23 protein-coding genes are annotated in these 25,784 nt (G+C 70.6%); 15 read left to right on the plus strand and 8 right to left on the minus strand.

Features of this window, described 5'->3' with window-relative positions:
* The first annotated feature begins 111 nt into the window (after positions 1–111).
* Together O7623_RS19940 and O7623_RS19945 are read left to right on the plus strand one after the other, a co-directional pair.
* Complete coding sequence (locus O7623_RS19940) at positions 112–903, plus strand: deoxyribonuclease IV (RefSeq protein ID WP_282224535.1); 792 nt, start codon at positions 112–114, stop codon at positions 901–903.
* Complete coding sequence (locus O7623_RS19945) at positions 900–2,885, plus strand: hypothetical protein (RefSeq protein WP_282224536.1); 1,986 nt, start codon at positions 900–902, stop codon at positions 2,883–2,885. Before O7623_RS19940 ends, O7623_RS19945 begins: the two co-directional genes overlap by 4 nt.
* Here O7623_RS19945 and O7623_RS19950 read toward each other — a convergent pair.
* From O7623_RS19950 to O7623_RS19960, 3 genes are all read right to left on the minus strand, one after another.
* On the minus strand, positions 2,820–4,448 hold the full coding sequence (locus O7623_RS19950; protein WP_282224537.1) for a glycosyltransferase 87 family protein: 1,629 nt from the start codon (positions 4,446–4,448) through the stop codon (positions 2,820–2,822). The two genes, O7623_RS19945 and O7623_RS19950, sit on opposite strands and share 66 nt — an antisense overlap.
* A gap of 147 nt (positions 4,449–4,595) precedes the next feature.
* Positions 4,596–7,568, minus strand: coding sequence for a transglycosylase domain-containing protein (locus tag O7623_RS19955; protein WP_282224538.1), 2,973 nt, complete (start codon positions 7,566–7,568; stop codon positions 4,596–4,598).
* A 194-nt stretch (positions 7,569–7,762) separates the two neighbouring features.
* Complete coding sequence (locus O7623_RS19960) at positions 7,763–8,221, minus strand: DUF5318 domain-containing protein (RefSeq protein WP_282224539.1); 459 nt, start codon at positions 8,219–8,221, stop codon at positions 7,763–7,765.
* 176 nt (positions 8,222–8,397) lie between these two features.
* Here O7623_RS19960 and O7623_RS19965 point away from each other — a divergent pair, with 176 nt between their 5' ends.
* Entirely contained in the window at positions 8,398–9,066 is a 669-nt protein-coding gene (locus O7623_RS19965) for a PadR family transcriptional regulator (protein WP_282224540.1), read from the plus strand.
* Between the two features lie 23 nt (positions 9,067–9,089).
* The gene (locus O7623_RS19970) at positions 9,090–10,169 is read left to right on the plus strand and encodes an inositol-3-phosphate synthase (RefSeq protein ID WP_282229486.1); all 1,080 of its coding nucleotides are present in this window, start codon (positions 9,090–9,092) and stop codon (positions 10,167–10,169) included.
* Between the two features lie 139 nt (positions 10,170–10,308).
* Here the strand turns inward: O7623_RS19970 and O7623_RS19975 are convergent, their stop codons facing one another.
* From O7623_RS19975 to O7623_RS19985, 3 genes are all read right to left on the minus strand, one after another.
* Complete coding sequence (locus tag O7623_RS19975; RefSeq protein ID WP_282224541.1) at positions 10,309–10,791, minus strand: methylated-DNA--[protein]-cysteine S-methyltransferase; 483 nt, start codon at positions 10,789–10,791, stop codon at positions 10,309–10,311.
* A 7-nt stretch (positions 10,792–10,798) separates the two neighbouring features.
* Positions 10,799–11,380 carry a GNAT family N-acetyltransferase gene (locus O7623_RS19980; protein ID WP_282224542.1) on the minus strand — a complete coding sequence of 194 codons (582 nt, stop codon included), beginning with the start codon at positions 11,378–11,380 and terminating at the stop codon, positions 10,799–10,801.
* 90 nt (positions 11,381–11,470) lie between these two features.
* A complete protein-coding gene (locus O7623_RS19985; protein ID WP_282224543.1) occupies positions 11,471–11,797 on the minus strand; it encodes a hypothetical protein in 327 nt (108 codons plus the stop codon).
* A 546-nt stretch (positions 11,798–12,343) separates the two neighbouring features.
* Between O7623_RS19985 and O7623_RS19990 the strand changes: the two genes are divergently transcribed.
* From O7623_RS19990 to O7623_RS20005, 4 genes are all read left to right on the plus strand, one after another.
* Positions 12,344–12,781 (plus strand): hypothetical protein, encoded by a 438-nt coding sequence (locus tag O7623_RS19990; RefSeq protein ID WP_282224544.1) that lies wholly within the window; start codon positions 12,344–12,346, stop codon positions 12,779–12,781.
* 78 nt (positions 12,782–12,859) lie between these two features.
* Entirely contained in the window at positions 12,860–13,042 is a 183-nt protein-coding gene (locus O7623_RS19995) for a hypothetical protein (protein ID WP_282224545.1), read from the plus strand.
* Between the two features lie 120 nt (positions 13,043–13,162).
* Positions 13,163–13,687 (plus strand): NfeD family protein, encoded by a 525-nt coding sequence (locus tag O7623_RS20000; RefSeq protein WP_282224546.1) that lies wholly within the window; start codon positions 13,163–13,165, stop codon positions 13,685–13,687.
* Positions 13,688–13,748: 61 nt separating this feature from the next.
* On the plus strand, positions 13,749–15,287 hold the full coding sequence (locus O7623_RS20005; RefSeq protein WP_282224547.1) for a flotillin family protein: 1,539 nt from the start codon (positions 13,749–13,751) through the stop codon (positions 15,285–15,287).
* A 67-nt stretch (positions 15,288–15,354) separates the two neighbouring features.
* On the opposite strand, the gene O7623_RS20010 is transcribed toward O7623_RS20005, so the two are convergent.
* Together O7623_RS20010 and O7623_RS20015 are read right to left on the minus strand one after the other, a co-directional pair.
* Positions 15,355–15,993, minus strand: coding sequence for a hypothetical protein (locus O7623_RS20010; RefSeq protein ID WP_282224548.1), 639 nt, complete (start codon positions 15,991–15,993; stop codon positions 15,355–15,357).
* 41 nt (positions 15,994–16,034) lie between these two features.
* The gene (locus O7623_RS20015; protein ID WP_282224549.1) at positions 16,035–17,516 is read right to left on the minus strand and encodes a CCA tRNA nucleotidyltransferase; all 1,482 of its coding nucleotides are present in this window, start codon (positions 17,514–17,516) and stop codon (positions 16,035–16,037) included.
* Positions 17,517–17,575: 59 nt separating this feature from the next.
* Between O7623_RS20015 and O7623_RS20020 the strand changes: the two genes are divergently transcribed.
* The 7 genes from O7623_RS20020 to trxA all read left to right on the plus strand — a co-directional run bounded on the left by O7623_RS20020 (position 17,576) and on the right by trxA (position 25,572).
* Positions 17,576–18,568: a hypothetical protein gene (locus O7623_RS20020; RefSeq protein WP_282224550.1), complete on the plus strand. Its 993-nt coding sequence runs from the start codon at positions 17,576–17,578 to the stop codon at positions 18,566–18,568.
* A gap of 55 nt (positions 18,569–18,623) precedes the next feature.
* Positions 18,624–20,453, plus strand: coding sequence for a murein biosynthesis integral membrane protein MurJ (murJ, locus tag O7623_RS20025; protein WP_282224551.1), 1,830 nt, complete (start codon positions 18,624–18,626; stop codon positions 20,451–20,453).
* Between the two features lie 480 nt (positions 20,454–20,933).
* Positions 20,934–22,472 carry a protein kinase family protein gene (locus O7623_RS20030; protein ID WP_282224552.1) on the plus strand — a complete coding sequence of 513 codons (1,539 nt, stop codon included), beginning with the start codon at positions 20,934–20,936 and terminating at the stop codon, positions 22,470–22,472.
* On the plus strand, positions 22,469–23,161 hold the full coding sequence (gene sigM / locus O7623_RS20035; RefSeq protein ID WP_282224553.1) for an RNA polymerase sigma factor SigM: 693 nt from the start codon (positions 22,469–22,471) through the stop codon (positions 23,159–23,161). The genes O7623_RS20030 and sigM overlap by 4 nt, the downstream gene beginning before the upstream one ends.
* Positions 23,158–24,138, plus strand: coding sequence for a hypothetical protein (locus O7623_RS20040; protein WP_282224554.1), 981 nt, complete (start codon positions 23,158–23,160; stop codon positions 24,136–24,138). Before sigM ends, O7623_RS20040 begins: the two co-directional genes overlap by 4 nt.
* Positions 24,139–24,254: 116 nt before the next feature.
* Positions 24,255–25,211 (plus strand): thioredoxin-disulfide reductase, encoded by a 957-nt coding sequence (trxB, locus tag O7623_RS20045; protein ID WP_282224555.1) that lies wholly within the window; start codon positions 24,255–24,257, stop codon positions 25,209–25,211.
* 37 nt (positions 25,212–25,248) lie between these two features.
* The gene (trxA, locus tag O7623_RS20050; protein WP_282224556.1) at positions 25,249–25,572 is read left to right on the plus strand and encodes a thioredoxin; all 324 of its coding nucleotides are present in this window, start codon (positions 25,249–25,251) and stop codon (positions 25,570–25,572) included.
* The last annotated feature ends 212 nt before the right edge of the window (positions 25,573–25,784 follow it).

Genomic DNA, 25,784 nt, shown 5'->3' on the forward strand with positions numbered 1-25,784 from the left:
GGCGCGCGACCCCGGGACCGGGCGGCGGTACCGACGGTCGCGGCGTGGTGTCGGCCGCCTCGGGCCAACACCGTGCCCACACCCTCGGCCCGGCCACGTAGGCTCGCCCCCATGCGTATCGGAGCCCACGTCGACCCCACCGACCCGCTCGCTGAGGCCACCGACCGTCACGCCGACGCCGTCCAGTTCTTCCTGGCCGATCCGCAGGGCTGGAAGGCCCCGACGCCACGGACCGACGCGGCCCGGCTGCGCGAGTCCGGCGTCGACGTCTACGTCCACGCGCCGTACGTCATCAACGTCGCCACCTCCAACAACCGGATCCGGATTCCGAGTCGCAAGCTGCTGGTGAGCCACGCCGCCCACGCTCACGAGGTCGGCGCCAAGGGGCTCATCGTGCACGGTGGACACGTCAACCGTGGCGACGACCCGGCGGTGGGCTTCGCCAACTGGCGCAAGACCTTCGCCTACGCCAAGGAGCAGGGCGGATTCCCACTCCCGGTGTTGATCGAGAACACCGCTGGTGGCGACAACGCCTGTGCCCGCCGGTTCGAATCGCTCGCCCGGTTGTGGGATGCCATCGGCGAGTTCGAGCCGGGCTTCTGCCTCGACACCTGCCACGCCCATGCCGCCGGCGAGGACCTGCTCGGCATCGTCGACCGGATCAAGGCGATCACCGGCCGGATCGACCTGATCCACGCCAACGGCTCGAAGGACGGCTTCGACAGCGGCCGGGACCGGCACGAGAATCTCCAGGCCGGGTCGATCGACCCGGAGCTCATCGTCGCAGCGGTCCGCGCCGCCGACGCACCGGTGATCGTCGAGACCCCCGGCGGGGCAGACGGCCAGGCGGCCGACATCGACTACCTCCGGCAACGCCTGGGTCAGCAGGACCCGCCGCGATGACCGACGAGAAACCGACGGCCGGGCCTGACCAGCCGGCCGACCCTGATACGCCGACCAAGGCCGACAGGCCGGCTCAGACCGACAATCCGACCAAGGCCGAGGAACCGGCTCAGACCGACAATCCGACCAAGGCCGAGGAACCGGCCCAGACCGACGGGCCGACCAAGGCCGAGAAACCGGCCGAGCCCGACAAGCCGGCCGAGCCGATTGACCCGTTCGTGTCCTTCGCGCCGGAACCGGAACGTCAGCCCGGTCGGCTTCGTCGCGCGGGCCGGGCCGTCGCCCGGCTGCTGGTCCACGAGTGGACCCTGGCCACCGTCGCGACACTCGCGGTCGCCGTGGTGATGACCTGGCCGACTCTGCGCTACCCGCTGTACACGATCCCGCAGGACACCTTCGATCCGACTCTGCAGGCCTGGCAGATGGCCTGGTCCGGGCACATCCTGCTGACCGACCCCACACAACTGTGGCGGTCGAACACGTTCTATCCCGAGCCGTGGAGTTTCGCCTTCTCCGACACGCTGCTCGGCTACGCCCCGGCCGGAATGATCGGGGACGGCCCCGTCGCGGCCGTCCTCCGCTACAACATCGTCTTCGTACTCGCTCACGCGCTGGCGATGCTCGGCGCGTACGCGCTGATCCGGCAACTGGGCGCCGGACGTACCGCAGCGGCGGTCGGCGGTGCCGCGTACGCGTACGCACCGTGGCTGCTGGCCCAGGCAGGCCACCTGCACATCGTCTCCAACGGCGGGATCCCGCTGGCGTTGGCGATGCTGGCCCGCGGGCACGGCTGGTCACTGCGGTACGGATACCGGCCACAACGGCGCAGCATCGGCTGGGCGCTGGCCGGCTGGCTGACCGCGGCCTGGCAGATCAGTCTCGGCTTCGGCATCGGTCTGCCGTTCATCTACATCCTGGCGGTCGTCTGCCTGGTCTCCCTGATCATGTACGTCGTCCGGCGCGCCTGGTTCTGGCGGCCCCGCCGGCCGTTCGGCGCCGTCCTGCTGTTGACCGATCTTGCCGGCGGTGCACTCTTCGCCGCAGTCGGCGTACTGCTGGCGATCCCGTACTTCCGGGTCGCCGAACTGCACCCCAACGCCGCCCGCACCCTCGACGACCTGGCCGCCTACTCGCCGCCGCTGGTGGGCTTCTTCACCGCGCCACAGGAGTCTCTGCTGTGGGGCGACCGGCACGCCGACGCCCGCGCCACACTGCCCTGGCACCCGGAGATGACGCTGCTGCCCGGGTTCGTGCTGTACGCGCTGGCCCTGGCTGGGCTGGTCTTCTCCATCTGGACGCTGCGTCAGCGACTGCTGCTGCTCGCCGGAGTGCTGCTCAGCGGCATCCTCGCGATGGGCACCGAGTTCTTCGGCGGCACCTACACGTACGGTCTGCTGTTCGAGTACCTGCCGGGTTGGGACGGGATCCGTACGCCGGGTCGGATGATGCTGTGGACGACGCTGCTGTTGGCGATCCTCGCCGCCGGCGCCGTCGGGGCGTTCGTGCGCCGGGTCGACGACATCGCCCGGCAGCGGGTCACCGGACGCCCCGGCGGATGGTTGCGGCTGGCCACGCTGCTGCCACTGCTGCTGGTCCTGGTGGAGGGGCTCAACACCACCCCGCATCCGGCGGTGCCCGAGCAGCCGCAGATCATGCGGGTCGACGAGGGTCCGATCCTGGTGCTGCCCAGCGGTCAGAACCTCGACCAGCACGTGATGCTCTGGTCGACGACCCGGTTCCAGCCGGTGGTCAACGGCGGCAGCGGCTTCACGCCCGACCGGCTCGCCGAGGTACGCGAGGTGACCCGGACCTTCCCCGACCAGGCCAGCATCTCCTACCTGCGGGAGCTGGGCGTACGGACGGTGGTGCTCCGCCGCGACCGGGTCGCCGGCACGCCCTGGCAGACCACGATCGACCTACCGGTTGACGGGCTTGGCATCGAGCGTGCCGACATCGGCGACACGGTCGTCTTCCGGCTGTGAGGGTGAACGTGCGCCGGCGGCTGGGCCGCCGGAGCCGAGCCAGCGGCGCAGCGAACTGATCCAGGCCGCGTCGGTCGCACCGTCGAACACCCCGCCGTCGGGGTCGTCGAGGTAGTTGCCGCGCACGACGTCACGCTCCGGGGCGAGAATGTCCCGGATGATGAACACGCACAGTGCCACCACCGTGGCCAGCCGCAGGGTGGCGGCGAGCACGAAGACCCCTTCGGGGATCACCGGGCTGCCGTTGGTGGCGCCGAGGAGTTGGCCGTAGAAGGCGAAGAAGTAGCCGATCTCGGCGGCCTGCCAGGCCAGGAAGGCGCCCCAGCGGGGTCGGGCCAGCACGATCAGCGGCAGCAGCCAGAGGGTGAACTGCTGGGACCACACCTTGCTGAAGATCAGGAAGGCGGCGACGACCAGGAAGGCCAGCGCGGCGAGCCGGGGCCGGCGCGGGGCGAGCAGCGCCAGTGCTCCGATGCCGAGGCAGGCCAGGCCGAACAGGACGTACGACAGGGTGTTGAGGGTCGGGATGTTCGCGCTGAGCCACTGGAACGGGCCCTGGTCGCCGGGTGCGCCGGCGGCCCACTTGCCGTCGAGGTAGCGCCCGATGTACCAGAGCGTCCCCCAGTCGATCGGCCGCTCCGAGTTCAGTTCGAAGAACCGCCGCCAGCCGTCGTTGGCCCAGAGGTAGACAGGCAGGTTGACGGCGACCACGGTGGCCACCGCCACGGCGATCGCCGTGACCGTCGCCCGGATCCTGGCCGACCGCAGGCCCAGCACCAGGATCGGTCCGAGCAGGAACAGCGGCCACATCTTCGCGGCGCCGCCGATGCCGAGCAGGATGCCGGCGAGCACCGGGCGTTTCCTGGCCCAGGCGTAGAGGCCGAACGCGGCGAAGGCGATCGGCAGCATGTCCCAGTTGACGGTGGCGGTCAGCACCAGGGCCGGGGAGAGCGCGAACATGGCGGCGTCCCATGGTCGGCGGCGGCGCAGCGCCAGGATCGTCGCCACCGCTGCCACCGCGAGCGCGCAGAGCACGAGCGCGTTGGCGTTGTAGAACCACATCGCCTGGTTGAGGTCGGGCCGGTCGGCGCCGAGCGCGTGCACCGGCAGACCGAGTACGCCCATGAAGTAGCCGGTCACCACCGGGTACTCGACGGGGTGGTCCAGGTAGGGGACCTTGCCTTCGTTGAGGCCTTCGGCGTAGTAGAGGGCGAGGACGTCGGTGTAGCAGAACCGGGTGTACTGGATGTTGCTGTGCCAGCCACCGTCCATGCAGGGCGATTTCTGCACCCAGTGCGCCGCCAGGCTGAGACAGATCAACGCCAGCACCACCCGGGCCGCGGTCCAGAACCGCCCGGTACGGGCGGCGACCACGTCCTGCCCGGCCGCGTGCCGACCGAGTGGGCCGCCGATGGCCTCGGACAGCCCACGGACGAAGCCGTCGGCCCGGGACGGGTGGTCGACCGGTGCCGCGTCCGGATTGACACCGGTGCCGGTGTCGGGCTGCCCGACCGGCTCGTCGCGCTGAGCTTCATCGATGCTGTTCGGCGGCTGCACGCTCATGAACAGGAATCCTGCCGTACCCGACTGGCTTTCGTCTGCCCGCACCCGGCATGTCGTCGCGACCGGTTCACACACCGGTGGCCGGCGGCCAGGTCACGCTGACCTGGCCGCCGGCCACCGGTGCTGGTGCGGGGCCTGCTGACGTCGTCAGCCGGTCGGGGTCGGCAGCGTCGTCACGCCGCCGCCACCGCCACCGAAGTTGAATCCGGTTCCGGCGTCTCCGTCGTCCTGCCCACCGCTGTTGGGATCGGTGCCGTCACCGTTGTCACCGTTGCCCTGGCCACCGTTGTCGCCCTGTCCGCCGTTGTTGCCCTGTCCGCCGTTGTTGCCCTGGCCGTTGGCCGGCGGGGTGCCGTCGGGGCAGAAGATGACGCCCAACGGCCCGTCGCAGACACCGCCCCGGCCCGGCTCCGGCGTCGGCGGGGCCGGCGACTTGCCGTTGCCGGCGTCGACGCTGCCGATCTGCCGGGCCGCCGGGAAGCGCTCCAGGTCCATGCCCTTGTGCGCCTCGTTCATGAACCGCTGCCAGATGGTGGCGGGCAGCCCGCTACCGCCGATCTTGTTGTTGTTCTTGTCGCGGATCGCCTTGCGGTCCCCGACGTTGCCGACCCAGACGGCGGCGGCGATCTGCGGGGTGTAGCCGACCATCCAGGCGTCACCGTTCTCGCCGCTGGACTCGTCGAGCTCCCAGGTACCGGTCTTGCCGGCGACGGCCCGCCCGCCACTGAGATCCTTGCCGATGTTGTCGGGGATCTTGGTCAGTACGTCGGTGAGATCCGCGACGACCTCCTGGCGGATCCGCTGCTCCGGTTTGAGCTGCTCGCCACCGACGTTGAGCCACTCGCCGGTGTTGAGGTTCTTCTGTTCGACCGAGACCACGAAGTGGGCCTTGTTGTAGACGCCCCGGTTGGCGAGGGTGGCCACGCCATTGGCGTGGTCGAGCACCGTCACCGGGTACTGCCCGTACCCGACGACGTTGAAGAACGGCGAGGGCGCGACCTCCTTGGGGTCGACGCTGGTCAGGTCGTACGGCTTGTTGTCGGCGGTGTTCCACATCATGTTGATACCGGCGGCCTTGGCCATGCCGACGACCTTGTCCGCGCCGATCTGCTCCGTGACGTGGTAGAACGGCACGTTGTACGACTGGACGGTGGATTCCTCGAGCGTGCAGTACTCGCCGCAGCTGGCGTTGCGGCCGGCGTTCTGCACCTCGATCTCGGTGCCCTCGACCTTGAACGGCTTGGCGGTCCACCGGGAGTCGACCGAGATGTCGTTGTCCAGCGCGGCGGCCAAGGTGTAGATCTTGAACGTCGAGCCGGGCGAGTGTCCGCCGGTCCACTGGCCGTTCTCGTAGTTGCGCCCGGCGTAGTCGTGCCCGGTGCCGTTGTCGCCGCCGAAGTAGGCGAGCACCCGGCCGGTACTGGGCTCGATCGCGACCATCGCCGCCATCAGGTTCTCCGGCTGGCCGTCCATCGCCGAGCCCTTGGCCTGCCGCCAGATCGCCTTCTCCAGCGCGTCCTGCATCTTCGGGTCGATGGTCGTCGTGATCTTGTAACCGCCCTGCCGGAGCTCGGCGGAGCAGGTGTCCGGGGTGCAGATGCCCAGCTGCACCATCTCGTCCCGGACATAGTTGATCACGTTGCCTTCCGGCGTGTTGATCCCACAGTCGATGATGCAGCTGTTCGGATCGACCACCTTGACCGCCGGATACTCGGCCGGTCGTTCGGCCGCCGGCAGCCAGCCCTTCTCCACCATGCCGTCGAGCACGTAGTCCCAACGCCCCTTGGCCTCGGCCTCGTTGACCGCCGGGTCGAAGCCCTGGTGACCGGTGACCGAGTCCGGCTCGGGCTGCTTGATCACCGCGGCGATCACCGCGCCTTCGGCGACCGACAGATCGGCGACCGACTTGCCGAAGTACTGCTGGGCGGCGGCCTCGATGCCGTACGCGCCCCGCCCGAAGTAGATGGTGTTCAGGTAGAACCCCATGATCTCGTGCTTTTCGTACTTGTCGTTCAGCTTCGAGGCGAGCACCGCCTCGCGGACCTTCCGCGCGTACGAAACCTCCTGCAGGTCCATCGCGTTCCGCGCGTACTGCTGGGTGATCGTGGAGGCACCCTGCCGGCTGCCGCCGGTGAAGTTGTTCCACGCGGCGCGGGCGATGCCGACGTAGTCGATGCCGGAGTGGTCGTAGAACTTGCGGTCCTCGGCCGAGGCGACCGCCTGCTGCACGTGCTCCGGGATCTGCTCCACGGGCACGAAGACCCGGTTGAACTCGCCGAGCTTGGCGATGCGGGTGTTGCCGTCGTTGGCGTAGATCGAACTGGCCAACGGCAACGGCAGTTCCTCCGGCAGGGCCACCGTGGTCGTGTAGTACGTCCCACCGACCACCGCGCCACCGGTGAGCATGATCAGGATGGCGAAGGAGGCGATCAGCAGGTTGATCCGCCGCCGCTGCTTGGCCTTCTTGATGGCGGCGGGATCGTTGCGGCCGCCACGGCCGCGCCGGCCCGGTCCGCCGGGACCACCCGGTCCGCCGGGACCGCCGGGACCGCCGGGACCACCTGGCCCGTCCGGTCCGCCGGGACCGCCGCCGAATCCACCGGCGGGCGAGACCGGACGTACGCTGGCCCGCCCGACCGTCGCCCGGCCGACTCCTGCGCGGCCGGCGCTGCCGCCGACCGACGCGCTGCCGCTGACCGGGGCCACTCCACCGACGGAGGCGCGGCCACCGCTGACCGGGGCCACGCCGCCGACCGAGGCGCGACCCGCCGAACCACCGACCGAGGCGCGACCCGCCGAGGCCCGACCGGCCGGGGCGCTGCCGCCGACCGAGGCGCGGCCACCGCTGACCGGGGCGCTGCCACCGACCGAGGCGCGACCACCGCTGACCGGGGCGCTGCCACCGACGGAAGCCCGGCCGGGCGTACCCGGGCCGGCGGGGGCGTCGCCGCCGTGCCACCCGGCGTCCGCGTCGGCCCGCCGGGCGCGGGAACGCGCCTGCCCGGGATCGTCCGGGCCGTGGCTCCAGCGGTGGTCATCCGGCTCTGATCCGTATCCGCCGCCGGTGCCTGATCCATAGGCACGCCCAGAGGCGGAGTGGGGTTCGCCGTACGAGTTCATGTGTCACACCCTGCCGGTTGCGGTGATGCGCGGCTGCGACACCACCGGTCTGCCGTGAGTTGGCCCACTGCCGGCACCGCAGCGGCACCAGCAGCCGAAAGCCACTTCATCAGAAATATCGTGACTTGTCCGGTTAACCATTTACATTGCCCTGCCCACTCTCTGGTGCCTACGCAGCAGCCGGGCAAGGTGGTTCATCGGTCGGTCTCTCGCCTTCGATCGCCCGTCGCCATGCCGCCGGCCACCGCCAGCGCCGCGCCGGCCGGCGAACCGCCGTCGCCGGTGCCGAGCCCGTCCCGGCCGAGCAGGTACTGCTCGACCAGATGGTTCCAGTTGCACAGGCGGCACACCTCGACGACGTACACCTGGAACTCACGCAGCGTCATCGCGAGCAGGGAGAGCTCGGCCCGGTTGCGGGCCTGCCCGGCGGACTGCTTCAGCTCGTCGCCGTAGATGTAGTGCACGTGGATGAGGTTCTCACGGCGGCAGATCGGGCAGCGCTGGTCGGTCGGCTCGCCGTGGAACCGCGCGGCGTTCTTCAGGTAGGGAGAGGCGTCACAGACCTCGTAGGTGCCGACCCGGCCGGAGTGGACCTCGCGCAGCACTGCTCGCCGCTGGAGCGAGTAGTCGACGATCTGCCGCTGCGAACGCATGGCCCCGAGGGTACGCGGTCCAGGTTGACATTGGCGACTGCCGTCACGATCAGTAGTCGTACGGATGCTCAGGAACAGTTTGCCCGTTGTCGGAATCCCGTCTACCGTGACGATGTATCGGCGCGATACATCGAGCCGGTGAACCGGAGAAGACGACCTGGTGGGAGGGGTGCGGCGTGCTGGAACTCGCCATCCTCGGCCTGCTCCAGGAGTCTCCGATGCACGGCTACGAGCTCCGCAAGGAGCTCACCGCCAAACTCGGTGCGATCCGCGCCGCGATCAGCTACGGCTCGCTCTACCCCACCTTGCGCCGGCTGCAGACCAACGGCCTCATCGCCGAGGCCGACGAGCCGCCGGGCACCGAGGCGGGGATTCCCGCGCTGACCAGCCGCCGCGGCCGGGTCGTCTACACCATCACGGCCGAGGGCAAGGAGCGGTTCGCCGAACTGATCGCCCAGACCGGCCCGGAAACCTACGAGGACACCGGGTTCGGCGTGCACTTCGCCTTCTTCTCCCGGACCGACCGGGCCACCCGGCTGCGGATCCTGGAGGGCCGGCGACGCAAGATCGAGGAACGCAGGGAAGGGCTCCGCGACGTGCTCGGCCGCGCCGCCGAACGCCTCGACGCGTACACCCTCGAACTCCAACGGCACGGCCTCGACGCCTGCGAACGTGAGGTGCGGTGGCTGGAGGAGCTGATCGCCAACGAGCGGTCCGGTCGGGCCCCGCGCACCGGCCATCACGAACCCACGAAATCCGAACCCGCAGCAAGCGAACCGCCTCCGCCTGGATCGACCAGGGAAGCTCCGCCCGGACAACCCGGAGACGAGCAGGAGCGGCTGTGACGAACAAGAAGGAGGCAAACGCGATGGGCTCCGTCCGCGTCGCCATCGTCGGTGTCGGGAACTGCGCCTCGTCCCTGGTCCAGGGCGTGGAGTACTACCGCGGCGCCGACCCCACCGACCGCGTCCCGGGTCTCATGCACGTCACCTTCGGCGACTACCACGTCTCGGACGTGGAGTTCGTCGCGGCGTTCGACGTGGACGCCAAGAAGGTCGGCATGGACCTCGCCGAGGCGATCAACGCCAGCGAGAACAACACCATCACCTTCTGCGACGTACCCCCCACCGGGGTGCTGGTGCAGCGCGGCCCCACCTTCGACGGGGTCGGCGAGTACTACCAGGAGATGATCCAGGAATCCGACCAGCAGCCGGTGGACGTCGCCCAGGCCCTGCGGGACGCCCGCGCCGAGGTCGTCGTCTGCTACCTGCCGGTCGGCTCCGAGCAGGCCGCCCGGTACTACGCGCAGGCCGCCATCGACGCCGGTTGCGCGTTCGTCAACGCCCTGCCGGTCTTCATCGCCTCGGACCCGACCTGGGCGCAGAAGTTCACCGACGCCGGGCTGCCGATCGTCGGCGACGACATCAAGAGCCAGGTCGGCGCGACCATCGTGCACCGGGCCCTGGCCAAGCTCTTCGAGGACCGCGGCGTCGAGCTGCTGCGGACCTACCAGCTCAACTTCGGCGGCAACATGGACTTCATGAACATGCTGGAGCGCACCCGGCTGGTCTCCAAGAAGATCTCCAAGACCCAGTCGGTCACCTCTCAGGTTCCCCACGAGATGGCCAAGAGCGACGTACACATCGGGCCGTCCGACCACGTGCCGTGGCTCGACGACCGCAAGTGGGCGTACATCCGGCTGGAGGGCCGTTCCTTCGGCGACACGCCGCTCAACGCCGAGCTCAAGCTGGAGGTCTGGGACTCGCCCAACTCCGCCGGTGTGATCATCGACGCGCTGCGCGCCGCGAAGATCGCCCTGGACCGGGGGGTCGGTGGCCCGATCCTCTCGGCTTCCTCCTACTTCATGAAGTCGCCGCCGGAGCAGTACGCCGACCACGACGCACGGCAGGCCGTCGAGGACTTCATCGCCAACAAGATCGAGCGCTGAGCCAGCCCGATCGGGCGTCGAGCCAACAAGATCGGGCGTCGAGCCACCGCTCGCCGCCGCTACCGCGTGGGGCGGTCCGCCATGACCTGGTGGACCGCCCCACGCGCGTACGGCCCGGCCGCACCGGGCCGCGCGTGGATCAGCTCCACTCCTGACGGAACGCCACCCCGGCCTCCAACTCCAGCAGGTGCCGTTTCCGGGGCAGTCCGCCACCGAAGCCGACCAGTTTGCCGCCGGCGCCGACGATCCGGTGGCAGGGCACGATCACCGGGATCGGGTTGCGGTTGCAGGCCACCCCGACCGCCCGCGCCGCGAGCGGGTCGCCCAACGCGGCGGCGACCTCGCCGTACGTCTCGGTCTGCCCGTACGGGATCCCGGTCATCCGTCGCCACACCGCGCGTTCGAACGCGGAGCCCTGCCGCACCGACAGCGGCACGGTGAATCCGGTCAGCTCGCCGGCGAAGTATCCGCGCAGCTCGTCGAGGGCAGCCCGCAGCGCCGGGTCCGGTGCCGTGGTCTGCGCCACCCCCTCGACCCGACCGAACCGCACCCCGCAGACGCCGACGTCGTCGACCGCCACCGACAGATCACCGATCGGGGACTCCAGCACCGCCCATCGCATCCGCCGATTATCCGCCGGGCGTCTGCGGCACCGTGGCCGCACCGTCCGGTGCCGTGGCCGGTGGCACCGGTGCCGACATGAACAGGGCCACCTCGTCGTCGTACGGCGGCAGGTAGCGGGTGGTGTCGATGCCGGTCAGGGTGAACCCGAGCCGGCGATAGGCGCGTACCGCCGCGACGTTGACGTTCTGGGTCTCCAACCAGATCTCCCGGGCACCGTTGTCGCGGGCGGTGACCTGCACCATCCCGAGCAGCTCCCGGGCCAGGCCGCGCCGCCGGTACGCCGGTGCCACGTGCAGTTCGTTGAGCACCTGCCGGCCGTTCCACCGCTCGTAGGTCGTCGCCATGAAACCCACCGGCGCGGCGTCGACGACCGCCACCGCGTACAGATCCCACGGTCGGCTGCCGACGGTGACGCCTTCGGTCAGGTCGTACCGCTTGCGCAGCGGCGCGACGGTGCGCTCCCGGAGCGCGAAACCGTCCTCGGTCACCAGGACCTGATAGACGGAGGTGGCAGTGAAGGTGGTGTCAAGTTGGCGGATGGCAGCCAGGATGGTGCTGTCGACATTCTCCCGGACGATCACCTGCACCAGTCAAGTGTCACCGAGGTACCGCCGGCAGCGGCTGCCGAAACGCGCCTTGTCGATCGCCGATTCGGTCCGGTCTGAGGCCGGCCGACGTCAGCCGATGAAACGCAGGCGTTCCCGGGTGCCGTCCGGATAGGTCAGGTGGAGAGATCCCCCGTCGCGCTCGATGGCCTCGAGGATCGCGTCGTAGAGCAGGACCGAGCGGTTGAGGATGTCGGTCTTGGAGTCACCGGTCTCCCCGGCGATCTTCTCCAACGCGTGGATCGCCCGGGGTGTGAAGTTCGCCGTCACCCGGGTCAGTGCCCCGGTCGCCGGCGAGGCTTGCTCGCTCTGTTCACCGGGTGGTGTCGCCGAGTTGGACGAACGTCGGGAGCTCGGTGCCGACCGCACCTCGTCTGGCGTGTTCCTAAGTGGGCTCATGACCGTTTTCTCCTTCACGTCACAAGGTCCTCAGCCACCGAGAGCCAACTGGGGTCACCCAAGGGCACCTCCCGTTGGTAACCCAGAGTAACCGGACGGGCGTACGCTGTATATGATGCCATACGAACCCACAAGGTGTGCCCAACTTGTGCGCGATCGACGCATCTTGCAAGTACGATCACCACGTCCGCCGACCGGCTGGATCTTGCTGCGGCAAAGCTAGTCCCTCCTGACTGGCGAATCAATATCGAGATCGGAGGCTTCGGTCACGCCGGTCCACCTCGACCTACGCGCCCCCACGCTCGACGGTTCATGTGCCACCTCAGTCATCTGCCCCATGACGGAACGGTCCCGACAGACCCACCCCGGTTCTTGGTGACGACGTGACCACCGATCGCTACTTCCGCGCTCCTGCGGGCACTCAAGTTCGTTTCATGTGCGCGACATACTCATCTTGCCCGCCTCTTGGACTACTCTCCGTTGCATAGACTGCTGTACGGTGGGGGCGATCGCTGAAGGTTCGGACGAGGGATGTGAGAGCGACGGATGGCAGCAGCACCATCACTGGACAACCAGGCGGAGGACGACCGCCTGGCGAGTCAGGGCGACCACCACAGTCGCGAGATCGACCTGACGCACGAACGGCCGACAGCTAGAGCCGGCATCGTGTCCCTGGAACCGGACAAAATTGCTGTCTCGCTCGGAAACCGCCTGATCAACCTTGTAGGCGCGGTCGAGGTGAAGGGGGAGCTGCACCGAACGGTGAACGTAGCGATCCTGTGCCTGACCAGCCTGGCCACCGCCGGGCTGACCGCTGTGGTCTGCCGGTACGCGCAGGTGCCCTACTGGTGGCTCACCCTGTTGTCGGCCGTTCTCCTGGGTGCCGTCGTCTTTGCCGTCGGGCTGCGTCAGCTTCGCTCCGGCCAGGACCACGACTGCACACCCACAGCAAGTGCAGTCACCGAAGCCAGCAACGCCGAGTGACGTCTCCGGCAAACGCCAGAAGGGAACGACATGCCTCAGACCATCGACCTCAGGCTCGACCGCCGGTGGATCGTTCGCGTGACCTGGTCCCCGCAGCGGCTACTCCGTGACGGTCACGTCGAAAGGTGGGTCCTGGACAGCGACTCGCAGCTGCAGTCGCAACTGCTCACTCTCGCCACCGACCCGTGGGTGGAGAACATCCACTGTGAACGCTACTTCGGAACATTGCCGGCGCGGCGATACCGGGTGGTCGACAGCTGAGCCGGCGGTTCACCGGGGCCAGCGGCGATGTCGAGGCCGTCGGACGCTGGTCGCGGGGGTCGATGCGTCGGCTGATTCGTGCGTCGGCCTCCTTGCCCGACCCGGCTACCGTTCCAGGCTGTGGAGACGGGAACGTTGGTTTTCCTGGTCATCGGCGGTCTCGGTGTGGCGGTGCTCGCCATCGGGCTGCTCGGCGGGGAGCTGCTGCACCTCGGTGACGTCAGCGCCGACGGTCCGGTGTCCCTGGAGGTGGTCGCCGGCTTCGCCGGAGCGTTCGGGTTCGCCGCCGCGATCGCCAACGAGTTGATCGGCGCCGACAGCGCCGGCCTGACCCTGGCCGCCGCCGCGATCGGCGTCGCCGCCGCGGTGCCGGTCGGCTGGCTGACCGCCCGGCTGTCCCGCGCCGCCCGGAACATGCCGACCGACGCGACCCCGCACCGCGCCGACCTGGTCGGCACCATCGGCGTGGTGATCACGCCGATCCACCCCGGCGGGTACGGCGAGATCCGGGTCCGCCTCGGCGGGCAACCGGTCAAGTTGAGTGCCCGCGCCGAGCGGTCGATCCCACTCGGTGCCGAGGTCTTCGTCGTCGAGGCGGTCAGCGACACCAGCGTCGTGGTCGAGCAGACCCCGTCAGTCGGCTGACAGCCCACCCACCCAGCCCCGTCGGCAGAGGTCGTCCGGGCACCCCCACTGGAGGAACGCCGTGACCCCACTCCTCATCGCGATCATCGGCGCCGCTGCGCTGGTGCTCGTCCTCATCCTGTTCGTGCTCTCCCGGATCAAGGTCGCCGGCTCCAACGAGGCCTTCATCGTGACCGGGCGCAAGGGCCGCACCACCCAGGCGCTCGACGGTTCCCGCTCCACCGACCTGTCCGGGCAGAAGGTCGTCATGGGCGCCTCGGTGTTCGTTCTGCCCGTCGTGCAGAAGCTGCAGGTGCTCGACCTGTCCAGCCGTCGGATCCACGTCGAGATCACCGGCGCGGTCTCCAAGCAGGGCATCCGAGCGAACCTGCAGGGTGTGGCGATCGTCAAGATCGGCGGTACGGAGGACGCCATCCGGGCCGCCGCCCAGCGGTTCCTGCACCAGCAGGACGAGATCGAGGACTTCACCCGCGAGGTGCTGGCCGGTGCGCTGCGCTCGATCGTCGGCCGGCTCACCATCGAGGAGATCATCCGGGACCGGGCGGCGTTCGCCAGCGCGGTCGCCGAGGAAGCCGAACACTCGATGACCAACCAGGGACTGGTGCTGGACACCTTCCAGCTGCAGGACATCATCGCCGAGGGGTCCTACCTGCAGGACCTGGGCCGGCCGGAGGCCGCCCGGGTACTCAAGGACGCGGCGATCGCCGAGGCGCGGGCCCGGCAGGCGGCCGAGCAGGAGCGGCTGCTTGCCGAGGAGGCGATCGCCGAGGCCAACCGCAACCTGTCGCTGAAGCAGGCAGCCATCCAGGCCGAGATCGACGCGGCGAAGGCGAAGTCGGCGGCGGCCGGTCCGCTCGCGCAGGCCGAACGCGACCAGGCGATCCTCTCCGAGCAGCAGAAGGTTGCCGAGCGCAACGCGGAGCTGAAGGAACGCCAACTCGACACCGAGGTCCGCAAGCCCGCCGACGCCGCCCGGTACCGGGTGGAGCAGGAGGCCGAGGCGGCCCGCAGCGCGGCGGTGCTGGCCGCCGACGCCGAACGGCAGGCGACGATCGCCGCCGCCCAGGCCGCCGCCGAACAGTCCCGGCTGACCGGTGAGGGCGAGCGGGCCCGACGGGCCGCGCTGGCCGAGGCGAACGCGATCGAGGGTGCCAAGGAAGGTGAGGCGGAGCAGCGACGCCGTACCGCCATCGCCGACGCGGTCGAGCGGGAGGGCAGTGCCGAGGCAGCCGCGATCCGGGCCCGGGGTGAGGCGGAGGCCGAGGCGATGGCCCGCAAGGCCGAGGCGTTCGCCGCGTACGGCGAGGCCGCAGTCCTCGACCTGCTGGTCAAGGTGCTGCCGCAGGTGGTGGAGGCGGCGAGCGCCCCGATGGGCTCGATCGACAAGATGACCGTCATCTCCACCGACGGCGCGTCGTCGCTGACCAGGTCGGTGGCGAACAACGTGGCGCAGGGTCTGCAGCTCGGCAACGACCTGACCGGGATCGACCTGGCCGGTCTGCTCGCCCGGCTGGGCGGTGCCGGTGTCGAATCGGTCGTCACCGGGCGCACCGACCGCACTCCGGTGGCCGGTCCGTCCGGCGACGCCGGGCGCGGCTGAGCCGCCGGCCGCGCCACCACTACCGGAAATCCGCTGGCCGCCCGTCGGCCCACCTGCCGACGGGTGGTCAGCGGCGCGACATCCGGGCCGTGTAGAGCGACGTCTGCTGGACCAGGGTGTCACCGTCGCATTCGTAGCTGGCCGGTTCGAATTCGGCGGTGAGTGCGTCGCGCTGGGGTGCGAGGCCGGCCCCGCTGAGGGTGACCGTGCCGTCGGCGACGACGTCGGTGAAGGCGACGGTGCCGTCGACGGCCCGGTACCGGTAGGAGACCTCACCGGTGACGGTGAGGGTCAGCGCGATCCCGGAGACCACACCGGCGAACGTCGTACCGTCGCCGTAGTCGGTCCTGCCGTGCCCGTCCGCCCGCAGCTCGACCCGGGCGCCCGGCCCGGTCCCGGTGAACCGGGTACGGCCGAACGGCTCGGGCAGGGCGACGTCCTCCTGGTAGTCGTCCACCTGCCAGCTGCCGACCACGCAGGGGTCGCCGCCGGCGGTGTTCAGCCGGTCGTCGTCGGCGCGGTCACCGTAGCGGACCACCAGCACGACCATGATCGCCGCGACGAGCAGCACGAAGGTCGTGGCGAGCGCGACGATCGGCACCAGGTACGACCCGCCGCCACGCGGCACCCCGGATGACCCGCCGCCGGGCGGCGGGAACGGTGGCGGGAACGGTGGCGGGACGGACGGTGGCGGGTACGGCTGCATCCGACCTCCCGGGGGCACTGGAGCCGGCAGTGTGGTCGACGCTAGTCGGTGGCCGGCCCGATCCCTTCGGCCCGGGCCCAGCGCAGCAGTTCCGCCTCGGCCGCGTCACGGTCGAGCGGACCCTGCTCCAACCGCAGCTCCTTCAGGTGACGCCAGGCCCGGCCGACGATCGGACCCGGCGGTACGCCGAGCAACTCCATGATCGCGTTGCCGTCGAGGTCCGGTCGCACCCGGGCCAGGTCCTCCTCGGCCTGGATCCGGGCGATCCGTTCCTCCAGCGCGTCGTAGTCGGCGGCGAGCCCGGCCGCCTTGCGCCGGTTGCGGGTGGTGCAGTCGGAGCGGGTCAACTTGTGCAGCCGGGTCAGCAGGTCACCGGCGTCGGTGACGTAGCGGCGCACCGCCGAGTCGGTCCACTCGCCCCGCCCGTACCCGTAGAACCGCAGGTGCAGGCCGACCAGCTTGGCCACCTGGGCGGTGGTCTCCTTCGGGTAGCGCATGGCCTTCATCCGGTGCCGGGTCAGCCGGGCACCGACGACCTCGTGGTGGTGGAAGCTGACCCGGCCGTCCGGTCCGACGGCCTTGGTCGCCGGCTTGCCGATGTCGTGCATCAGCGCGGCCATCCGCAGCACGAAGTCGCAGCCGTCGTCCTCCAGCCGGACGGCGTTGTTCACCACGGTCAGGGTGTGTTCGTACACGTCCTTGTGCTGGGCGTGTTCGTCGATCTCCAGCCGCAGTCCGGACAGTTCCGGCAGGAACCGGTCGGCGAGGCCGGCGTCGACCAGCAGCCGGAGACCGGCGACCGGGTCGGCACCGCAGAGCAGCTTGGTGAACTCGTCACGGATCCGTTCGGCGGTGATCCGGTCCAGGTCGGCGGCCATCGTGCTCATCGCCGTACGGACGTCGGGGTGCACGGCGAACCGCAGCTGGGCGGCGAACCGGGCGGCCCGCAGCATCCGCAGCGGGTCGTCACCGAAGGACTCCTGCGGCGTACCGGGTGTCCGGATGATCTTCGCGGCGAGGTCGGCGATGCCACCGTACGGGTCGGTGAACTCGTGGTCGGGCAGGCTGACCGCCATGGCGTTGATGGTGAAGTCGCGCCGCCGCAGGTCGTCGCCGAGATCGGTGCCGTAGGCGACGACCGGGTTGCGGGTCACCCCGTCGTAGGCCTCCGCCCGGAACGTGGTGATCTCCAGGGTGAGGCCGCCGCGTCGGGCACCGATCGTGCCGAACTCGCGACCGGTCTCCCAGGTCGCCTCCGCCCAGCCCTTGAGCACCGCCAGGGTCTGGTCCGGGTGCGCGTCGGTGCAGAAGTCGAGGTCGTTGCCGAGGCGGCCGAGCAGTGCGTCGCGGACCGAGCCACCGACCAGGTGCAACTCGTGCCCGGCGGCGACGAACCGTCGGCCCAACTCGTCGGCGACGGGTGACACCCGCAGCAGTTCGGCGACGGCGTTGCGTTGCACGACGGTACGGGAGTCGGTGCTGGTACGGGCATCGGTGGCGCGGGGCGCGGAGGTCTCGGACATGGGACCGCCAGACTATCCGCTGTGGCCGCCCCGGCAGCCGGCGGGCAGGATGAACCACCGTGTCGATTCCCGAGAGCCTGCGCGGCCTGACCACCGATCCGGCGTTCTGGGCGGCGTACCTGCCGCCGGCCGGCGAGCCGGTGCCCGGACACCACGCCGAGCTGCGGGTGTCGGTGCCGGTGGCCGGCGGCTACGGGCTGGTGCTGGAGATCGATCTGGCGTACGGCGAGTGTCTGCTCGGGCTGCGTCAGCCGGGATCCACCGAGCCGCTGCCGCTGGCCCGGCTCGACCCGGCCCGGCCGTACCCGACCGTGTTGCGCTGGGCGGAGCTGGACCTGATCGGTCAGCTGCTCGCCCTGGACGACCCGCAGTGGCGGCACCCGGGGCTGCTGGTGGCGTTGCTGCACCGGTACGCGTCGGCGGACGACCAGGTGGCCGCGCCGGACCGACCGGCGACGATGCTGGCGACCGCGCTGCGCGGGTTGTCCCGGTCGGTCGACGCCGAGTCAGGAGAGCCGGCGCAGGTGTCGGCGGCTGGTCCGGACCAGCCGCCATTGGCGCTGTTCGACGACCCCCGCTGGTGGCCGACGCCGGCCGCCGTCGACCCGCGGATCTTCGACGACGACGCGGTGGCCCGGCAGGTCGGCGACCATCTGGCGCACACCGGTGGGGTGCGCTGGCGGTACGCGGCCGGCTGGGGCTGGGTGGCGGCCGGGCCTGCCGACGGCGGCGGTACGCCACCGCGCACCCTCGGCGCCGAGTCGTTCCCGTTCGACGACGTCGCCGAGCTGGTCCGCCGGGCGGCCGCCCGGCACCGGCGGCTGCTCGACGCGCCCTGGCGGCGGGCACCGCGGATCGCTCCGCTGCTGCAGCGGGTCCGCGAGTCCGGCGACCCGGCGGCGGTGCCGGCACTCGGCCGGGCGCTGGCCGACGCCGGCTGCGACCATCCGACCCTGCTGGACGCGCTGACCGCGCCGGTGGTGCCGGCCGAGGCGGCCTGGGTGGTCGACGCACTGTCGGGCATCGTCCCGGCCGACGACGACGGCCGATAGGCTCGTGCCGGCATCCGGCGTGGCGATTCCGGCGTACCGACGGGGTGGAGGTCCGATGGGCAACGGGTTGTACCGGAGCGCGAACGCCGGCCCCGGCGGGGGCGGCCCGGACCCGGACGGTGCCACGATGATCTCGGTCGGCCCGGGCGGGCAGCCGCTGGTGGAGTCGTCGGCGCCGCCGGCCGAGCCGCCGACGGTGCTCGTCGGTGCCGCCGGTCCGGGTGGCCCCCCCGGCGGGCCCGGCGGGCCGGGCGGCGTCGCCGAGGCAGACCCGCACGAGAGCGGCAGCGCGGCCACCAACAGCGCGGTCATGGCGTTGGGCAGCCTGGTCAGCCGGGGTACGGGGTTCCTGCGCACCCTGGTGCTGACCGCCGCCCTCGGTGGTGCGTTGGTCGGCAACGCCTACACCACGGCGCAGATCTTCCCCGGCATGGTCTACGAGTTCCTGCTCGGCGGCATCCTGACCAGCGTCCTGGTGCCGGTGCTGATGCGGCGACGCAAGTCCGACGTCGACCAGGGACAGGCGTACGCACAGCGGCTGCTCACCCTGGCGGTGCTCGCACTCGCGGTGGCGACCCTGGTCGCGATGGCGGCGGCGCCGCTGCTGACGATTCTCTACTCCAGCGACGAGACCACCGGCGAGTTCCGGCGGCTGGTCACGCTGCTGTCGTACCTGATGTTGCCGATGATCTTCTTCACCGGATTGTCGGCGCTGGTCAGCGCGCTGCTCAACACCCGGGGGCACTTCGCCGCCCCGATGTGGGCGCCGATCCTCAACAACCTGGTCGTGATCGCCACTCTCGGCACGTACATCGCGGTCTTCGGGGCCCGGATCGTCAGTCCCGAGGAGATGACGGCGGGTCGGATCGTGCTGCTCGGCGGGGGCACCCTGCTCGGCGTGGTCGTGCAGGCAGCCGGCCTGGTCCCGGCACTGCGCAAGGTCGGGTTCCGGTGGCGTTGGCGGTTCGACTTCCGACAGCTGGGGCTGGCCGAGCTGGGCCGGCTCGGTGCCTGGATGTTCTGCTACGTCGCGGTCAGTCAGCTCGGCCTGGTGGTGCTCTTCAACCTGCTCAACCGCGCCGGCGACGAGGACAAGGCCGGCCCGCTGATCTACAACAACGTGTTCCTGCTGCTCATGATGGCGCACGGCATCATCGCGGTCTCGGTGATCACCGCGCTGATGCCCCGGATGAGCAGTGCCGCCGCCGACGGCCGGCTCGACGACGTCGCGGCCGACCTGTCGCGCGGCACCCGCACGGTGACCGCGGTGCTCGCGCCGATCGCGGTCTGTTACGCGGTGCTGGCCACGCCGGTGTCGTTCGCCCTGTTCCGGTACGGCGCCTTCAGCACCGAATCGGCCAGCGCCACGTCGGTGGTGCTGCTGGCCGCCGCCCTGGCGCTGGTGCCGTTCGCGGTCAGCCAGCTGTTCACCTTCGCGTTCTACGCGCTGCCGGACACCCGGACCCCGGCGTTGATCAACATTCCGGTGGTGGGGTTGCGGGTGCTGGTGCAGATCGGGCTGTTCGCCGCGTTGTCGGTGCAGTTCGCGGCGGCCGGGCTGATGATCGGCAACGGTGTGTCGTACCTGGCGGCGGCGGTGCTGTCGGCCTGGCTGGTCCGTCGGCGGGTGGGTCGGATCGGGTTCGGCGCCATCATGGCCACCTTCGGCAAGGTGGCGCTGGCGTCCGTCGGTGCGGCACTGGCCGGGTGGCTGGTGCTGATGGTGCTGCCGGGTGGCGACTCGCCCAGTCAGATCATGGCCTTCGTCCAGTTGTTCGTGGGCGGCGCGGTGATCGGGCTGACCTATCTCGGGCTCGCCGTGGTGCTGCGGATCCGCGAGGTGAGCGACCTGTTGTCGATGGTGCGCCGGCGGCTGGGGCGCTGAGACCGCCGGCGACTCCGCAGCGGTACGGCGTACCCACGCCCTGTGGACCAACCTGTGGATAACTTCCGCTATCACGCTCGACAGCAGGTCATAGGCTGTGGATAACTCAGGAACAAGATCCTCGTTACGGGCGGTGTCCGGGCCTCGTCGGTCAGCCCGAGCCCGTCCGGGCGGTACAACGTATTATCAGCCGGAGAGGTTATGCGGCCGGTCGTGGCCTGGTGAGTCTGCCGGGCTCAGGTAGGCGCAGCGGCGCTGGTGGGCGGTGCGGGTGAGCATCGAGAGTGCTGCGGGAAGCTGGCATGTTGGTCGCTGCGGAACACAGGTAAGGTCGCTCTGGACGGGTGCGTGCGACATCTATCGTAGGAAGCAACGTCCCACCGGCACCCGCCCGGTCAGCGACAGACACTGTGCGAGCAGCGGCGCGGCCGTTCGACCGAAGCGATCAACAAGGACCGGACGATCAACAAGGGAGGACGGGTGACCCAGGTCGGCGAAGGCCAAGAGGCGGACGAGGTCAGTCCGCCGATGATGGCCTTCGGTGCGCCAACCGTCGGCGAGATCCTCGCCGAGCGGTACCAGCTGGCTGCGCACGTCAACGACGACAGCGCCGGCCGGCAGGTCTGGCGCGGCGTCGACGTGGTGCTCCGTCGCCCGGTCGCGGTCGTGCTGCGCTACCCCGGCGGCGACTCCGCGATGGAGATGCTGCAGGCGGCCGTACGGGCCAGCCGGGTCATCCACTCCAACCTCGTCGGCGTCTACGACGCGATCGACGAAGGCCAGCGGGCCTACGTGGTCCGCGAGTGGGTCGACGGTGACTCGCTGCGTGAGGTGATCGCGGCCGCCGGGCCACTCGACGCCGCCCGCGCGACGATGATCGCCCATTCGGTCGCCTCGGCGATCGCGGCGGTGCACGCCACCGGCATGGTGCACGGCAACATCCACCCGGGCACGGTGATGATCGGCCACGACGGCCGGGTGGTGCTCGCCGACGCCCGTGCCGACGGCTCCGACACCTACGAGACCGACATCCGGGCCATCGGCGGGGTGCTCTACTTCGCGATGACCGGGCACTGGCCGCATCACGAGGCGGGAGTCACCGCCCTGCCGGACGCGGTCCGCGACACCACCGGTGCGGTCGTCGCGCCCCGGCAGTTGCGTCCCGGCGTGCCGGCGTACGTCGACGACCTGACCATGGACCTGCTCGACCCGCGCCTCGCGCTGCCCTCGTCCGAGGTGCTCGCGGCCGAGTTGAGCCGGCTCGACGCGGCTACCGAGGAGCACTACCTCGACAGCGTCGGCCCGCTGCGTTTCACCGCGTCGACCGACGAGTCCGGTGAGCCGGCGCAGGCGTCCCGGCGCAAGATCGCGGCGGGCATCGCCGGTCTGGTCGTGATCGCGGTGACCGGGCTCTTCTTCGGCATCAGCGCCTTGGGCGGCGACGGTGACGACGGTGACGCCCAGTCGCCCGCACCGCAGACCCAGGCGAGCGCGACGCCCGGCACCGGGGAGACCGCTGCCCCGGCACCGCCCAAGCCGATCCCGCTCACCGCCGATCAGGTGCGCATCGTCGACGCGGACGGGGCCCGCGACGAGCTCGATGGTGCCGAGGCCACGGTCGACGGGGACACCAGCACCGGCTGGGTGACCGACGCCTACGAGCGCAATCCGAACTTCGGCAACCTCAAGCGGGGCATGGGCGTGCTCATCGATCTGCAGGAGCCGCGGTCGGTGACCAGCGTCCGGGTGGAACTCTCCGCTTCCGGCAGCTCCGCCGAGCTGCTGGTCGGCCCGGCTGACCCCGGGTCGAGCCGGGACGGTGACAACGAGGTGGTCGACACCTTCACCCAACGCATCGGTGAGCCGTTCGAGAACGCCGACGGCGCGACCCTGACCTTCAGCGGGTTCTCGCCCGACGAGACGTACCAGTACCTCATGGTGTGGATCACCAAGCTCCCGCCGATCGGCGGCGAGAAGTACCAGATCGGCGTCCAGGAGATAACGGTAGAGGGGCCATGACCGAACGCCGGGCTGACCTCGGCGACGACGAACTGCTCCGGGCGCACGTCGAGGGCGATCCGGAGGCGTTCGCCGAGCTGGTGAACCGGCACCGGGACCGGCTCTGGGCCGTGGCGCTGCGGACGGTGGGGGACCGGGAGGAAGCCGCCGACGCGCTGCAGGACGCGCTGCTGTCGGCACACCGTGGGGCGGCGCGCTTCCGTGGCGACTCCGCGGTCACCACCTGGCTGCACCGGATCGTGGTCAACGCCTGCCTGGACCGACTGCGGCGGCGGCGGACCCATCCGACGGTCCCGCTGCCCGACGGCAGCCACGACGACGACGGGGTGCGTGGCGTCGAACCGGCCGCGCCTGCGGTCGACCACGACACCGCGCTCGTCGTCCGGCAGGCCCTGGCCGAGCTGCCGGTGGAGCAGCGGGCCGCGCTGATCCTGGTCGACGTGCAGGGCTATCCGGTCGCTGAGGTCGCGGTGCTGCTCGGCGTCGCCGAGGGTACGGTCAAGAGCCGGTGTGCGCGCGGGCGGGCACGCCTCGCCGGACTACTCGGGCATCTTCGCCCGTACCGGGCGGACGTCGCTGTCGCCCCGCCCCGTGGGCCGGTGCCCTCGCTCACGCCACGGAACCCCAGCCGGCTCGACGACGTCCCATCAAGGTCCGCACGCGGCGACAGTGCCAAGGAGGAACGGTGACCGCCGACCGGTTCGCCGAGGTCGATCGGGACCTGCTCGCCGACTATGTCGGTGGGGCGCTCGACGGCACCCCGGACCAGGTCGTGGTGGACCGGCTGATCGCTCAGCGGCCGGCCTGGCGGGCCGCTCACGACGAGCTGGTCGACGCCTCCCGCCTGGTCCAGTCGATGCTGGCCGAGTGGGGCAGTCAGGCAGAGCCGATGCCGCAGGGCGTCGCCGACCGGATCACCGCGGCGCTCGCCGCCGAGCCACTTCCCGCCGCCGTACCGGCCATGCTTGCGGCGCCGCTGGCCGACCGCGCGGCACCCGAGCAGCTGGCACCGCCGGTGGAGATCACCAGCGCGACCGGCCGCACCGGCACCACCCGCCGGGACGGCCGGCGCCGCCGGTGGCAGCGGTACGCCACCCCGGTCGCGGTCGCCGCTGCTGCCGCCGCGCTCGCCGGCCTCGGCCTGCAGCAGCTGCTCGGCGGCGGCTTCACCGACGACGCCAGCACCACGGCCGGCAGCGCGCCGGACAGCGCCGGCGGGGTGGAGTCCGCTCAGCAGGAGGGGTCGCCGAACACGATGATGGAGCCCGGGGCCCCCGCCACCCCGCGCATCCTGGCCTCGGGGACCGACTACCAGCGTGCGACGCTCGCACCGGCCGTCGAGGCCGCCGTGGGCCGCGCCGGCGAGGACTACACCCAGCAGAGCCCGGACGACGTCGTCCTGCAGGAGGAGCCGACCCCGTCAGCCGCCCTCGGCCGCTTCACCGACCAGGCCGCGCTGGCCGACTGCCTGGCGAGCGTCACCGCCGAGCACGGCACCGGCGCACTCGGCGTCGGCGTGGTCGACCTGGCGCGCTTCGAAGGCGCCCCGGCGGTGGTCATCTCGTTCACCGACAGCTCCGGTGCCGACTGGATCTGGGTCAGCGGATCCCGCTGTGGGGTGCCCGCCGCCGGCGCGGATACCCGATACTCGACCCAGGTAGGGTGACCGGGACGCACGGCGTGACGTGAGCCACGCCCGGCCCGGACGGGAATGCCGCCGCGACGCCGTGACGTTTGAATCAACAGTCGCCGATCGGCAACATCACACCTTGGGAGTCGGCAGTGGACGAGGTCCGCAACCTGATCATCATCGGCTCGGGTCCGGCCGGATACACCGCCGCGGTGTACGCCGCACGCGCCAACCTGAAGCCGCTCGTCATCGAGGGAGTGCAGTCGGGCGGGGCCCTGATGACCACGACCGAGGTCGAGAACTTCCCCGGCTTCCCGGACGGGATCATGGGCCCGGAGCTGATGGACTCGATCCGCAAGCAGGCCGAACGGTTCGGTGCCGAGTTCGTCACCGACGACGTGACCCGGGTGGAACTGGCTGACACCGGCACCCCGGGTGCCGCCGAGGCGAGCACGGTCTACGTCGGCGAAACGGCGTACCGGGCCAAGGCCGTGATCCTCGCGACCGGCTCGGCGTGGCGTCCGCTGGGCGTCCCCGGCGAGCAGGAGTTCCTGGGTCACGGCGTCTCCTCCTGCGCCACCTGCGACGGCTTCTTCTTCCGGGGCCAGCACATCGTGGTGGTCGGCGGTGGCGACTCGGCCATGGAGGAGGCGACCTTCCTGACCAGGTTCGCCGAGTCGGTGACGATCGTGCACCGTCGCGACGAGTTCCGGGCGAGCCGGATCATGGCGGCCAGGGCCCTGGGCAACGAGAAGATCCGGGTCGAGTGGAACAGTGTCGTCGAGGAGATCCTCGGCACCGACGGTAAAGTCTCCGGGGTCCGGATCCGTAACACGCACAGCGGCGAGTCCACGACGCTCGACGTGACCGGGGTCTTCGTCGCCATCGGCCACGACCCGCGCAGTGAGATGTTCCGCGGCCAGGTGGAGCTCGACGGGAACGGCTACGTGCTGGTCGACTCGCCGAGCACCCGGACCAGCGTCCCAGGCGTCTTCGCCGCCGGTGACCTGGTCGACCATACATATCAGCAGGCGATCACCGCTGCCGGCAGCGGTTGCGCGGCGGCGCTCGACGCCGAGCGCTACCTCGCCACACTCGAAGAGGTCTGACCACCTGCGTCGCGGGCGGTCGAGAAGGAGGATTTCCGTGGGAGCTACCCGAGCGGTCACCGAAGCCAGCTTCACCAGCGACGTGCTCATGTCCGACAAGCCGGTGCTGGTGGACTTCTGGGCTGAATGGTGCCAGCCCTGCCGCAAGGTCGCACCACTGTTGGAGGAGATCGCCGCCGAGATGGGCGACAAGGTGGAGATCGTCAAGCTGAACATCGACGAGAACCCGGAGATCGCCCGCAAGTACCGGGTGATGTCGGTGCCCACGCTGACCGTGTTCAAGGGCGGCGAGCCGGTGCAGTCCGTCGCCGGTGCCCGGCCCAAGGGCGACCTGGTGAAGCTCATCGAGTCCGCCTTCTGATCCGTACCGACCTGCCGGCGCCGGCCCGGGGCGGTACCGCCCCGGGCCGGCGCCGTTTCCGTACCCAGATCGTTTCGTGCCCGCGTCGTTGCCCGCGTCGTTGCCGGCGTCGTTGCCGGCGTCCGTCCGCCGGGCACCCGTCCGGTCCGCATCGGGTCAACCCCGGTACGGTCGCCACGTAACCGGGTTACGCTCCGGACGTCCCGCTCGAT

This window comes from Solwaraspora sp. WMMD791 (genome assembly GCF_029581195.1).
Classification (GTDB): domain Bacteria; phylum Actinomycetota; class Actinomycetes; order Mycobacteriales; family Micromonosporaceae; genus Micromonospora_E.